Consider the following 12,612-nt stretch of genomic DNA (forward strand, 5'->3'; position numbering starts at 1 on the left):
ACTGTCGTGTAAAACGACAGTCTTTTAATTTTTTGTTGCATAAGAAGTAATGCTATGTAGTAAAAAAGAAATAATTTTAGAATTCCATCTGTCCTCATGATGAATCGTATAAATGTTACGTTGAAATTCAAATTCAGGGATGGGTATGTAGCGTAGTTCATTTCGTTGTACTTCTTGTTCAATAGCAAGTTTAGAAATAAAGGCAACCCCATTACCGTATTTTAAAATTTGTTTCATCGTTTCTAATGAATCTAATTCAATTTCGGATTGGAATATAATGTTATGAGCTAACATCCATTTTGTAAGTAAATCTCTCGTTGTAGATGGATTACGATGCAATATTATACGTTCTTTTTCAATATCTTGTAGTGATACATTTTCTTTTTTGGAAAAATGATGTTCTTTGGAGAAAGCAAGAACAAGTGTATCAGGCATTACATTCGTCTGTTTTAAAAGTGATTCATCAAACGGTGCTGCTGAAATTACACCGAGATCAATTTCATGATTTTGTAGCATCGTTCGAATTTCAGGAGCTGTTTTTACCATAAGTGTTATTTTTATATTTGGAAATTCACATTGAAATTGATGAACAATTTCTGGTAAAAGATATGTCGCTGGTACATAACTAGCGCCAATTGTTATAGCACCTTTATGAAAATCTTTAAATTCTTGCGTGACCCGCCTAGCTTCCTTCATCAGTGCGTCTATTTTACAAGCATAATGATGTAATGCCTCACCAGCCTCTGTTAAGAAATATCTTCCAGAACGTAATTCAAATAAAGGAACACCGAGTTCCTCTTCTAAGCTTTTTATATGGAATGTAATAGTAGGTTGTTTAACTCCAAGCTGTTCTGCAACAATCGTGAGTTTTTTGTATTTCTTAATAAGCACTACAATTTCTAATTTTAAGAGATTCATGGCAAGTTGCCCCTTTTTCTTCTAACTATAGAAAAAATCTATAGAAATAAATAGTTTATTAGAAGTTTTTTAATTTAATCTTTACAGTACATTAACATTCAGTATAAATCTTCCATATAGAATGAAAGCAGGTTAAGAGTGAGGGGAGAGAGGTGAAACGATGGATATTAAAATTAGTGGATTAGAAAAATCATTTGGAAAAGTACAAGCGTTAAAGCCGTTACAAATTGTGATGAAACAAGGTGAATTCACCACACTTTTAGGGCCTTCGGGATGCGGGAAAACGACATTACTCAGAATGATTGCAGGACTGGAAGAGCCAGATAAAGGTGAAATATATTTTGGAGATACGTGCATGTATTCTTCTTCTAAAAAAATAAAAACATCTCCTCATGAACGTAATATCGGTATGGTATTTCAAGATTTTGCTTTATGGCCACACATGACTGTATTTGAAAATGTTGCATTTGGTTTAAGAGCTACAAAGCAAACGAATCAATTACGGGAAAAAGTAGAAGAGGCAATAAAGCGAGTTCGCTTGCAAGGAATGGAGAAAAGATATCCGCATGAACTCTCTGGCGGACAGCAGCAACGTGTCGCATTTGCGAGAGCAATTGTAACGAAACCACATTTCATTTTGTTTGATGAACCGCTCAGTGCACTCGATGCAATTTTGCGAGAAGAAATGCGATTAGAGCTTATGGATATCGTTCATTCTATTGGTTTAACGGCATTGTATGTTACTCACGATCAAACAGAAGCGATGTCAATGTCAGACCAAATTATTGTCATGAAACAAGGAGAAGTATTACAAAAAGGAACACCAGAAGACATTTATGGGAAGCCATCTCATGAATTTGTTGCAAAATTTGTTGGTAAGGCAAATTGGCTTGTAGAGGGGGAAAAAATGGTTCGCCCAGAGCATATAAGTTGGACAAAAAATGAAGTGTGCGAAATGTATACAGGTGAAGTTCAGCACGTTACATATGTAGGAGAACGCTATGAAGTGAAAGTAAATATGGGGGCCATCGGAATATGGACAGCTTATCACAATAGTAAGATAAGCATCGGAAAGCCAGTATCGTTATATGTACCGAAAAAATGTATTCATCATATAGGGGGAGAATCGTATGAAGAAATTCAGTTCGCTTAAGTCGTTATTTGTATGTACTTTATTATTTTCTGCCGTAGTAACAGGGTGTAGTTCAAAGACAGGTAATGCAGATGCAAAAGGTAAAACTACGAATGAAAAGAAGATTGTTGTATATAGTGCAGGACCAAAAGGATTAGCAGAAAAAATTCAAAAGGACTTTGAAAAGAAAACGGGTATAAAAGTGGAAATGTTTCAAGGAACAACAGGTAAGATTTTAGCGCGAATGGAAGCCGAAAAGAAAAATCCAGTCGTTGACGTAGTAGTACTTGCATCTTTACCAGCGATGGAAGGATTAAAAAAGGATGGACAAACGTTAGCTTATAAAGAAGCGAAACAAGCTGATAAGCTTCGTTCTGAATGGTCGGATGATAAAGGACATTATTTTGGATATAGTGCTTCAGCGTTAGGAATTGTGTATAACACAAAAAATGTGAAGACAGCGCCTGAAGATTGGAACGATATAACAAAAGGAGAATGGAAAGGGAAAGTGAATCTTCCAGATCCAGCACTTTCAGGTTCAGCTTTAGACTTTGTAACAGGATATGTGAAAAAGAATGGAAAAGATGGATGGAATTTATTTGAACAGCTTAAGAAAAATGAAGTTACAGTAGCAGGGGCAAATCAAGAAGCGTTAGATCCAGTTGTAACAGGAGCAAAAGATATGGTCATTGCGGGTGTTGATTATATGACGTACAGTGCAAAAGCAAAGGGTGAACCAGTTGATATTGTTTATCCAAAAAGCGGAACAGTTATTAGCCCACGTGCAGCAGGTATTATGAAGGATAGTAAAAATGTAGAAGGTGCAAAAGAGTTTATTGATTATTTATTATCAGATGATGTACAAAAACAAATTTCTAAAGCATATTTATTACCTGGTAGAACAGATATAAAAGCTGAAAATAGACCAAATGTGGAAGAGATTCCAGTATTAAATATTGATTGGAAAACAGTTGAGAAAGAACAAGATGAAATAGGAAAACAATTTAAGAAAGTATTTCAATAAGATGGTGATTACATGGTAAATCGATTTGGATCAGTAAGGCAAGTTGGGATGACGGTAGCGTTGTTACTTGTGGCGATGTTAATCGTCATCCCGCTTTTTCTCATTTTACTTTCTAGTGTATATGAAAATAGTAGTTGGAATTTTTTAAAGCCGTTTGAAGTGATGCAGAGTGGTGGATTAGCTGGTATTTTTCTAAACTCAATGCTTCTAGGTGTACTCGTAGTAATAGGAGCAACCATCTTTGCATTTCCACTAGCTTTCATTATGAGCAAAACAGATGTCGGAAAGCATAGTAAGTTAGATATTGTTTTTATGATTCCATTTATGACTCCGCCGTATATTGGATCGATGGGCTGGATTTTGTTCATGCAACCGAACGGCTATTTTGAACAGTTTTTTCCGATGCTAAAGACGATTTCATCTTCGTTCTTTAGCTTAGGAGGTATGGTTTTAATTATGAGTCTGCATTTATTCCCATTTCTTTACTTCATGTTGAAGAATACATTACTTCAAATTGGGAGTAGTAAAGAAGAAGCGGCAGCAGTTCATGGTGGAAGCTTTTTCTATCGTTTAAAAAAAATAATATTGCCGTTATTAGTATCAAGTTATGTAATGGGTGCTTTACTCATTTTCGTAAAGACGATTGCTGAATTTGGAACACCGGCTACATTTGGACGAAGAATAGGATTTCATGTGTTAACATCAGAGATTCATAAATTCATTTCGAGTTGGCCAATTGATTTTAGTAGTGCAACAGCATTATCTTCTTTATTACTTAGTGCATGTATGCTCATTTGGTATATGCAAAACGTATTAAATCGAAAGTATTCATACGCAATGGTTAGTGGAAAAGGTGTGAAATCTAAAAGGTATACATTGTCTATATTTACGCGCATTGTAGCGTGGTTTTATGTAATTGGTTTATTAATCGTATCAATTGGAATCCCGTATTTTTCTATACTGATTGCTTCATTATCAAAACTAAGAGGTGGTGGCCTACATGTAAATAACTTTACAACAAGCCATTATGAAGCATTATTTACAATCGGATCTCCGGGATTAGAGGCCTTATGGAACAGCTTTCTTTTTTCACTTATAACAGCGATTATTGCTGTTATGATTGGCGTCTTTTTAGCACTTATGATTCGAAAGGGGAAAAAGCCCTCTGAAAAATGGCTTGATATGTGCGGTATGTTACCGAATATGGTACCAGGAATCGTGATGGTTGTAGGGCTTATTTTATTTTGGAATTCACCCTATATGCCTCTGTCCATTTACAATACACCAGTCATGGTAATCGTAACGTACGTTGTTCTTTTTTTACCTTATACGGTGCAGTATGTAAAAGCATCGCTCGGGCAAATTGATGATTCTCTTGTGCAGGCAGGAAGTATTTTTTCTGGGAATTATATGTATATTTTCAGAAAAATAATATTACCTCTTATTATCCCGGGCATTCTTGCTGGATGGGCGATGACATTTACAATCTCAATAAGAGAGTTAGTAGCATCGCTTCTCGTACTACCCCCATCGGTAGAAACGTCAGCAACATTTATTTTTGCTCAATTTGAACAAGGAGAAGTATCTATTGGAATGGCGATGGGTGTCGTTTCAGTTGGACTTACAACACTATGTTTATTACTTCTGCAACATATGGAGCAAAAACGAAAAGGGGTAGTATGATGAGGATAGAAGTATGGGGAGGAGCGGGAGAATACGGTCGCTCCTGCTACTTTGTAAAAAATAAAGAGACGAAAATATTATTTGATTGTGGTATTAATCGATCATATGAGGATAGTTATCCAAAAATAGAACGGGAATTTGTACCGTTTTTAGATGCAGTATTTTTGTCACATATTCATGAAGATCATACGATGGGCTTACCTTTATTAGCGAAGTATGGATATAAGAAAAAAATATGGACAACTCGTTATACGAAGGAGCAACTCCCAGCTTACTATGAAAAATGGAGAAACTACAATTTGGCGCAAGGATGGCATGTACCTTATACCGATCAACATGTGAAAGATTTAAATTATGTATATATTGATGAGATTAGCAATCCGAATGAATGGGTACAGATTACCCCTACATTGCGTTTTCAATGGGGGTATAGTGGGCATGTATTAGGAGCTGTTTGGTTTTTAGTGGATATGAGTCATACATATGTATTTTATTCTGGCGATTACTCAGCAGAGTCTAACATACTACGAGCTAATTTACCTGAGAAGTTGCACGGCGATATAAAAGTCGCAATCGTAGATGCCGCTTATCATACTGATGATGTTTCGCAACATGAACGAATAAAAGAACTATGTACAGAAATTGAACGCGCCGCCGGGAATAAAGGGATAACATTACTACCATTGCCACCCCTTGGTAGGGCGCAAGATCTCGTATTGTATTTATATAAAAAATATAAAGAACTCCCCATTATAGTAGATCAAGAAATTTTGGATGGATTCCAACAGATGTTCGCATATAAAGATTGGATCAAAAATAATGAAGAACTTGAAGAGCTTATGGAGAGTTTAAAAAGAAACATAATAGTTATGGATGATGACAGCGGTACGCAACATAGTTATGGAATAGTTGTAATGAGTGATGCAAATATGCAAACGAAGCGAGCGCAGTTATATTATGAACAACTCCGGAATGAAGAACGAAATTCTATTATCTTTACTGGACATATTGCGAAAGGGAGTTTTGCAGAAAAAGTTTTGAAGGAACGTGTAGGTAAAGAATGTAGGGTGAAGCGAGTTCCATATAAAGTTCACCAAAGTATAAGAGATGTGAAAGAGATGTTAAATACATTATCACCAGAACATACGGTATTAGTACACGCATTGAAAGAGGATACGGATCGATTACAGAAAAAGCTTAGCACCGCAGGGTATGAAAATGTATATTCACTTACTATGGAACGTATAGAAGTCATTTGAAATGTAAAGGGGATAGGTATATGAAAAAAGTATTTGTATTCGTAAGTATTTTCTTTTGTTGTTTCCTTTATAACGTTAAAGAAGGGTTTGCTGCCAGTCCAATGACACCTAGTTTTGAAGTGAAGTTATTATTAAAGCCAGAACAAGTATTAGGTTATAAAAAAGAGATAAATCAAGAGGTACTAGAATATTTCCAGGCTGGTACAAATTATGAAAGAATACAAGTGCAATTTTTAGATACGGCAAATAAAAATTTAAGTAATGAAGGCTGGTTTGCCAGAATTCGAAAGAAAGAATTTAGTAAAGATTTTGAGCTAACATATAAAAAAAGATATCCCATTCAAAATGGTGTCATTCAAGATGCACTAGAAGTGGCTAAAAATGATGGGTTTGATAGTAAAACCGATAACTATGAGGCGGAAATAGATTGGGGATTTGAGAAGAAAACGTTAAGTATTTCAAATAAGAAAAGCTACAGCGCGAAAGGATATGGAGTACTTGATTTACCAAACGAACGAGCTGCTCAAAACATGTTAATAGAAAAGTTACCAGGGAAAATGAACAAATGGTTGTATACGAATTGGGGAGAAGAAATGCTCAAGAATTCTCGCATTTATGGCCCTGTATTAATGAAAAGGTATACAGCGGGATTTGAAAATATTAAAACGAATATTGAAGTTTGGCAACTAAGTAATACAGGGAAAATAGAAGATGATTTCGTAATAGAAGTGTCGTTTAAAACAAAAGAGGAAAGTATTGCAAAAGAACAAAGAGAATTATTAATGCAGAGTTTAGATCAAAAAGGATGGCTGTTACCGAAAGATAGTTTGAAGACAGAGCTTATTTTTCAGTAAATAGTAAAAAGGAATTCATATGCCATGAATTCCTTTTTATATTTGAGTATTAAGCTAAATCAGCTGATACGAACATATCACTATTTTGAAGATTTTTAGAGCGTAAACTATAAGCAACTACTTTCTTTTTATGTTGCTTGACAACATCAACATGCTCTTCATGACTATAAATATAAAATGTAAAATCTTTTTTGCCGCGTTTTGCATTAATAATTAAAGGAGTACCCTCATTATGTGGCGGTGCATAATAGCGATCTAAAAATAAACCTTCGTTAAAATCATGAATAATTTTGGATTTTTGTTCGCCTTCTAAGTTATTTCCATTGATTGTAACAGTCGCATTCTCTTCTTCCAGTTGCGGATGTGTTTCGTACTTGCTAATAATGGATTCAATAACAGTGTTAGGAAGGCTCGAAACGATAATTTTAAATGCCCCAAATACAACTAACATAACAATAAACCAAGTCGTCATAGTATATCATCCCCTTTTTCCTATTAAATAATATAACTCATATGGTAATAGTACATATGGTGAACTTTTGTATAATTTGTGAAAAATTTTCCTAGTTTTGAACGTTTTTCAACAAATAGAGCTTTGTAAAGAATGAGAGGGAATATTTGGTATGATAAAAAGTGTAGAAGCTTTCTATATATTATAAGGGGGTTATGAAATGGGGAAATTAGATGGTAAGGTTGCTTTTGTTACAGGAGCTGCGATGGGGAACGGAGCTGGAATTGCTCATGTATTTGCAGAGCTAGGGGCGAAAGTATTACTTGTTGATATTTCAGAGACAGTTCATGAGACAGCCAAAAATATTGTAAGTAAAGGGTTAGATGCTGCAAGTTATGTAGTCGATGTAGCTGATATGGATGCTGTAAAAGAAGTAGCGAAAGATGCATATGAGAAGTACGGAAAGATTGATGTGTTAGTAAATAACGCCGGTGTTATTCGACTTGCAAATTTTTTAGATATGTCAGATGAAATGCGTGATTTTCAATTTCAAGTAAATATTAATGGGGTATGGAATTTTTCTAAAGCGGTATTGCCATATATGGTTGAGAAAAATTACGGAAAGATTGTAAATATGTCTTCTGTAACAGGAACATTGGTTGCTGATGAAGGGGAAACTGCATATGCAACGACGAAAGCAGCAATTTGGGGATTTACAAAAGCGTTAGCACGAGAAGTTGCAAAACATCATATTACCGTAAATGCAATTTGTCCAGGTTACATTATGACACCAATGGCAGAGCAAATAGCAAATGAATCTGATCCAAATGAGCCGAGTAATGTAATCGATGGAATTGCTTCAGGTGTTCCTTTAGGACGTTTAGGGAAAATTGAAGAAGTAGGTCAGTTAGCAGGTTTTTTAGCATCCGATGAATCAAGCTACATAACAGGTACACACATTGTCATTGATGGTGGTAGTACATTGCCAGAAACGGTTTCAGTCGGTGTAAAGTAAAAGGATTATGAATGAGAGTTTTAGTTCTTTGAATTATAACGCTAGAAGAAATCTGAAAGAGATTTCTTCTAGCATTATCATGTTATGTAATATTATTATTAGAAAAATCAATTTTGTTACAAAAAGTTGAAATTGAAGTATTTTAAAAGAAAAAGGTTTATAATAAAAATATAACTAATAACCACATTACTAATTATAAGGAAGTGTAACTATGAGTACTGTAACAATCGTGTATGGTATTATTCTTTCCACAATTATCGTTTTATTTTTCGTTGGGGTTTCACGTTATATTCATAAATGGAAAGAAGGCGTTGCGAAATTAAATCACATTGAAGAAGAACTTAGTGATTTAATGTTACATCATGGTAAGTAAAAAGTTTATTTTTAGCTAAATAATGTGAAAAATATCACAAAACATGCTCTCCTTATGAAGGCATGTTTTTTTGTTATGTGAATGATTAGGCACATTCATACATTTTTTCCATACGATACAGTGTGAAGATGGAAATGTTCGGAGTGGAAAAGAGGGATAAAATGAGTAGTTCAGGTTATGTTCCAGATAATAAAAATTTAAAGAAAAGCTCAGGAACTCCAAACCTTTTCTTTGATTCGAGAAAAAATATCTTTTTTAAAAGGGATGAGAAAAACGTTGCATATGAAGTTACGTCAACGCAGTTACCAGCCATGATAGGAGGAGCGTTTGTTGATTTATTTATGACAAAAGGGCATATGCGGGAACCACATTGGCATCCGAATGCGTGGGAGTTAGATGTTGTAGTATCAGGAGAAGCAGTTACATCCATTTTAAATCCGGAAACGAATCAATTGCAAAATTATCATATGAAAGCGGGGCAAACTGTCTTTATTCCAATGGGATGGTGGCATTGGATCACAGCGGTAACAGAAGAAGTACAATTACATTTGTTCTTCAATAACGATCAGTTTGAAACAGCAGAAGGATCAGACATACTTAGATTAACACCACCAGAAGTATTTCAAGCGGCATACGGTGTAAGTGCGGAAAAATTAGGGAAAGACCTTTCGCCAATTAAGGAGTCAGTTGTAATTGGTCCCTCTAACTTAAATCGAATAAAAGGTGTTAAAGAAAGTGGCGACTCAAATATAGTGGTTACGTTAAATGGGCAAATAACTTCATGTGAAATAGAATAACTCTTTCTTTTTTAGGAAGAGTTATTCTATTTTGTATAATTTTGTAATTAGATTCGCTATAATTATAATATAGAAGGGAATGTATGAGAGGGGGTATATTGTGAACATATTAAAAATTATAGGAATTGTTGCAGGAGTCATTATAGTAGCCGTTATAGCTTTCTTTGTCATTACGAAGTACTATTTGTCAAAAGAAGATCCTAATTACGTATTACAGTACATAAAAGAACATAAAGGTGATAAAACATGTTCATTATTAATTAGGAAAAATGGGGAAGTAGTAATATCCATAAATGAAAATGTAAAATTACCATTAGCGAGTATGGCAAAAATCGTAATAGCAGTTGAATTTGCTAAGCAAGTGTCAGAAGGAAAAATAAGCCGAGATGAACAAATTTCATTACAGGATCTAGAAAAATATTACGTTAAAAACACTGATGGTGGAGCGCATCCTGACTGGTTAGAAGACGCTGAAGCTAGAAAGTTAGTGAAAAATGGACAAATCGCTTTAGAAGAAGTCGCTAAAGGTATGATTCATTATAGTTCTAATGCAAATACGACATATTTGTTAGAAAAGCTTGGAATAGAAAGAGTAAATGAAAGTATAAAAGAGTTAGAGCTTACTAGTCATGATAAGTTTACTTCTTATACGGCTGCACTATATATGAGAGGATACGTAGAAAAAGAACTTCATGTGCCAGAAAATCAGTCATTAAAAACGTTACGTAACATGTCAAAAGATGAATATAATAAGCATGTGTTACAAATACAGGAATGGATGAAAGATGAAGAAGAATGGAAAAAACGGGATATTCCATTAAAGGTAGATATGGAATTTCAGCGAATTTGGTCAGATCGATTAGTGGGAGCAAACGCTAAAGATTATATGAGTATAATGGAAAAGATAAATAGTAGAAAGTATTTTCCAAAATCAATGCAAGAAGAAATCGAGAACATTTTCAAAGGAACAGTTAAAAATAGTAAGTTTGAATATGCTGGTCAAAAAGGTGGCTCTACCGCATTCGTATTGACAAAAAGTTTGTATAGTACAGATAAGAAAGGGAATAAAGTAGAAGTTGTCATTATGTTTAACGATATAGAAGATCAAATTGCATATCAAAAGTTGAAAAATAATGTAGACTATTTTATTCGAGATATTATAACAAGTGAGGAATTTAGAAATAAATTATAATAGAATAATTTTATTATGTAAACAAGATGCTATTAAAGGTAGGTGTTGAGATGAGGTTGAAGGAGTATATGCTTGAAACGTTTCCCAATTTAGAACTTAGACCACCTCTATTTTATAGTTGGGCTATTGGTATTCGCTTTAAATTAGGTATGAACTATGATTACAATAACATTTATGAAAACTGCCCATATTTAGAAGGCGTTTATAATAGAGCCATTACTTTATTTCAGTCTTTACATTCCGAAACAGACGATATGTATATTGTAGTGGATGTAGATGACTATGCAGACGGTGAAACTTTCAAACACAAATTGAATATCTTTTCTAAGTATGTAAAAGAGAAGTCTGATTTGTTTAAGTTACAGAAAAATACAATCCCTTATGTTTTTCCAGAAGACGATGAAGACGGGGTATATAAAACACATAGATATACTTTGAAATGTAAAGTTTCAGACTTGAAATACATTCCTATGATAAAAGCAATTTGTAATCAAGATATGGGAATAAAACCGCGTATTTTTCATAGGGTGTATTTCATAAATATTAATAAGAATACTATATTTCACATTTATGATGATAGAGGTTGTGATGTATTAGCTACCTCTCCTAATACAATTAGGAATATGTATCATACATATAATGATTGGATATTAGAATACGACAGAAATAAAATTGATAAAGTATTTAATTGAATGTAGTCTATTTTAAATGAGGGAAATACCATAGAGGTGTTTCCTTTTATTAATATGAAAACCAACATTTAAATTTGAAAGCACTTATTATAAAGATAAAGGGATTTGATGGTAATGTATTGAATTTGGGTAGAAACGGAAAAAGGAGATGAATAAATGACAACAATATATTTCGTTCGCCATGCCCATTCTACCTATACAAAAGAAGAACGGGAGCGTCCTTTATCTGAAAAAGGACACTTGGATGCAGAGAATGTAACAAGCTTATTAAAAGATAAACATATTGATGTAGTGATTTCTAGCCCGTACAAAAGAGCAGTTCAAACTGTACAAGGAATTGCGAATACATATCATGTATCGATACAAATAGAAGAAGATTTACGAGAAAGGTTATTAAGTTCAGAGCCAGTAGCAGATTTTAATGATGCGGTCCAAAAGGTGTGGGAAGATTGGGATTTTGCACACGAAGGCGGAGAATCGAATGATGTAGCGCAAAGGCGTGCTGTAATATGTATGCAAAATATATTAAAAACATATGAAGATAAGAATATTGTAATAGGAACTCATGGGAATATTATGGTATTACTCATGAATTATTTTGATTCAAAATATGATTTTCGATTTTGGAAAACAATTCGTATGCCCGATATATTTAAGTTGAATTTTCATAATGAGGATTTAGTTTCTGCCGAAAGGATAGAGAATACGGGTCATCAGATAAATAATTTGTAAAAGTTTATCAAAAAAAGAGGAAAGAGAGATATTATTGTAGAAGTATGACTTTGTAACATAAAAAATATGTTAAAGGAGGCTGTTTACATGTTTGAGAAAGAGAAAGAAGGGCTTATTGAAGTTCACAACGTATATGAAATTGTACCACCAGATGGAACAATTATTGGTATGGCAACGGAAGAAGAAATGGAAATTGCTGCTGAACTAGAGCTGCAGTACTATGCCCATTCTCGTTTGTTAGAAACAAATATTCAGTTAGACGGTTCCTCCTACAAAGAGTTACTTCAGGAGTTCCAGGAGTACGAAAGAAAATCAATGAGCTTTTGGCGAGCAATACATAAGCGTTTAGCTGTGCCGTGGGCATGGGTATTACGTATTGATGTTGCGAATGGCCCTATATATGTAAGTAATGGTAATGCGTATTACGAAGAAATCGATGATGAAGAAGATTATGAATAGATAAGTAAGGAAGCAGCTTTAGTTGCTTCCT

At 34.1% G+C, this 12,612-nt stretch carries 14 protein-coding genes; 12 read left to right on the forward strand and 2 right to left on the reverse strand.

Going from position 1 to position 12,612, the window contains the following annotated elements:
* Positions 1-24: 24 nt before the first annotated feature.
* A complete protein-coding gene (locus MR079_RS03260; RefSeq protein WP_139867903.1) occupies positions 25-918 on the reverse strand; it encodes a LysR family transcriptional regulator in 894 nt (297 codons plus the stop codon).
* A 160-nt stretch (positions 919-1,078) separates the two neighbouring features.
* Between MR079_RS03260 and MR079_RS03265 the strand changes: the two genes are divergently transcribed.
* From MR079_RS03265 to MR079_RS03285, 5 genes are read left to right on the forward strand one after another with little or no spacing between them, the layout of a single operon-like run.
* Positions 1,079-2,071 (forward strand): ABC transporter ATP-binding protein, encoded by a 993-nt coding sequence (locus MR079_RS03265; RefSeq protein ID WP_242293505.1) that lies wholly within the window; start codon positions 1,079-1,081, stop codon positions 2,069-2,071.
* Positions 2,049-3,074, forward strand: coding sequence for an ABC transporter substrate-binding protein (locus MR079_RS03270; RefSeq protein ID WP_242293506.1), 1,026 nt, complete (start codon positions 2,049-2,051; stop codon positions 3,072-3,074). The genes MR079_RS03265 and MR079_RS03270 overlap by 23 nt, the downstream gene beginning before the upstream one ends.
* A gap of 12 nt (positions 3,075-3,086) precedes the next feature.
* The gene (locus tag MR079_RS03275) at positions 3,087-4,757 is read left to right on the forward strand and encodes an ABC transporter permease (protein WP_242293507.1); all 1,671 of its coding nucleotides are present in this window, start codon (positions 3,087-3,089) and stop codon (positions 4,755-4,757) included.
* Positions 4,754-6,016: an MBL fold metallo-hydrolase gene (locus MR079_RS03280; protein WP_242293508.1), complete on the forward strand. Its 1,263-nt coding sequence runs from the start codon at positions 4,754-4,756 to the stop codon at positions 6,014-6,016. Before MR079_RS03275 ends, MR079_RS03280 begins: the two co-directional genes overlap by 4 nt.
* Positions 6,017-6,036: 20 nt before the next feature.
* Positions 6,037-6,870 (forward strand): hypothetical protein, encoded by an 834-nt coding sequence (locus MR079_RS03285; RefSeq protein ID WP_242293509.1) that lies wholly within the window; start codon positions 6,037-6,039, stop codon positions 6,868-6,870.
* 49 nt (positions 6,871-6,919) lie between these two features.
* Here MR079_RS03285 and MR079_RS03290 read toward each other — a convergent pair whose 3' ends face one another.
* Positions 6,920-7,342 (reverse strand): YfmQ family protein, encoded by a 423-nt coding sequence (locus tag MR079_RS03290; RefSeq protein WP_139867891.1) that lies wholly within the window; start codon positions 7,340-7,342, stop codon positions 6,920-6,922.
* Between the two features lie 199 nt (positions 7,343-7,541).
* On the opposite strand from MR079_RS03290, the gene ucpA reads away from it, so the two are divergent.
* The 7 genes from ucpA (at position 7,542) to MR079_RS03325 (ending at position 12,581) form a co-directional block, all read left to right on the forward strand.
* A complete protein-coding gene (gene ucpA / locus MR079_RS03295; protein ID WP_000517016.1) occupies positions 7,542-8,336 on the forward strand; it encodes an SDR family oxidoreductase UcpA in 795 nt (264 codons plus the stop codon).
* Between the two features lie 211 nt (positions 8,337-8,547).
* Positions 8,548-8,709, forward strand: a complete 162-nt coding sequence (locus MR079_RS03300) for a hypothetical protein (protein ID WP_000109006.1) — start codon at positions 8,548-8,550, stop codon at positions 8,707-8,709.
* A 161-nt stretch (positions 8,710-8,870) separates the two neighbouring features.
* On the forward strand, positions 8,871-9,506 hold the full coding sequence (locus MR079_RS03305; RefSeq protein WP_139867889.1) for a cupin domain-containing protein: 636 nt from the start codon (positions 8,871-8,873) through the stop codon (positions 9,504-9,506).
* Between the two features lie 100 nt (positions 9,507-9,606).
* A complete protein-coding gene (locus tag MR079_RS03310) occupies positions 9,607-10,698 on the forward strand; it encodes a serine hydrolase (protein WP_242293510.1) in 1,092 nt (363 codons plus the stop codon).
* A gap of 50 nt (positions 10,699-10,748) precedes the next feature.
* Positions 10,749-11,390: a DUF3885 domain-containing protein gene (locus MR079_RS03315; protein ID WP_242293511.1), complete on the forward strand. Its 642-nt coding sequence runs from the start codon at positions 10,749-10,751 to the stop codon at positions 11,388-11,390.
* Positions 11,391-11,546: 156 nt separating this feature from the next.
* Positions 11,547-12,122 (forward strand): histidine phosphatase family protein, encoded by a 576-nt coding sequence (locus MR079_RS03320; protein WP_242293512.1) that lies wholly within the window; start codon positions 11,547-11,549, stop codon positions 12,120-12,122.
* Positions 12,123-12,209: 87 nt separating this feature from the next.
* Complete coding sequence (locus MR079_RS03325) at positions 12,210-12,581, forward strand: hypothetical protein (RefSeq protein ID WP_098921463.1); 372 nt, start codon at positions 12,210-12,212, stop codon at positions 12,579-12,581.
* Positions 12,582-12,612: the final 31 nt, after the last annotated feature.

Source organism: Bacillus cereus group sp. BfR-BA-01381, from assembly GCF_022663555.1.
Lineage (GTDB): Bacteria > Bacillota > Bacilli > Bacillales > Bacillaceae_G > Bacillus_A > Bacillus_A pacificus.

Excerpts from the sequence above, each read along its gene's own strand:
- MR079_RS03270 (WP_242293506.1), top strand. The coding sequence starts at position 2,049 with ATGAAGAAATTCAGTTCGCTTAAGTCGTTATTTGTATGTACTTTATTA.
- ucpA (WP_000517016.1), top strand. The coding sequence starts at position 7,542 with ATGGGGAAATTAGATGGTAAGGTTGCTTTTGTTACAGGAGCTGCGATG.
- MR079_RS03300 (WP_000109006.1), top strand. The coding sequence starts at position 8,548 with ATGAGTACTGTAACAATCGTGTATGGTATTATTCTTTCCACAATTATC.
- MR079_RS03320 (WP_242293512.1), top strand. The coding sequence starts at position 11,547 with ATGACAACAATATATTTCGTTCGCCATGCCCATTCTACCTATACAAAA.
- MR079_RS03265 (WP_242293505.1), top strand. The coding sequence starts at position 1,079 with ATGGATATTAAAATTAGTGGATTAGAAAAATCATTTGGAAAAGTACAA.
- MR079_RS03315 (WP_242293511.1), top strand. The coding sequence starts at position 10,749 with ATGAGGTTGAAGGAGTATATGCTTGAAACGTTTCCCAATTTAGAACTT.
- MR079_RS03285 (WP_242293509.1), top strand. The coding sequence starts at position 6,037 with ATGAAAAAAGTATTTGTATTCGTAAGTATTTTCTTTTGTTGTTTCCTT.
- MR079_RS03325 (WP_098921463.1), top strand. The coding sequence starts at position 12,210 with ATGTTTGAGAAAGAGAAAGAAGGGCTTATTGAAGTTCACAACGTATAT.
- MR079_RS03275 (WP_242293507.1), top strand. The coding sequence starts at position 3,087 with ATGGTAAATCGATTTGGATCAGTAAGGCAAGTTGGGATGACGGTAGCG.
- MR079_RS03280 (WP_242293508.1), top strand. The coding sequence starts at position 4,754 with ATGATGAGGATAGAAGTATGGGGAGGAGCGGGAGAATACGGTCGCTCC.
- MR079_RS03305 (WP_139867889.1), top strand. The coding sequence starts at position 8,871 with ATGAGTAGTTCAGGTTATGTTCCAGATAATAAAAATTTAAAGAAAAGC.
- MR079_RS03260 (WP_139867903.1), bottom strand. The coding sequence starts at position 918 with ATGAATCTCTTAAAATTAGAAATTGTAGTGCTTATTAAGAAATACAAA.
- MR079_RS03290 (WP_139867891.1), bottom strand. The coding sequence starts at position 7,342 with ATGACGACTTGGTTTATTGTTATGTTAGTTGTATTTGGGGCATTTAAA.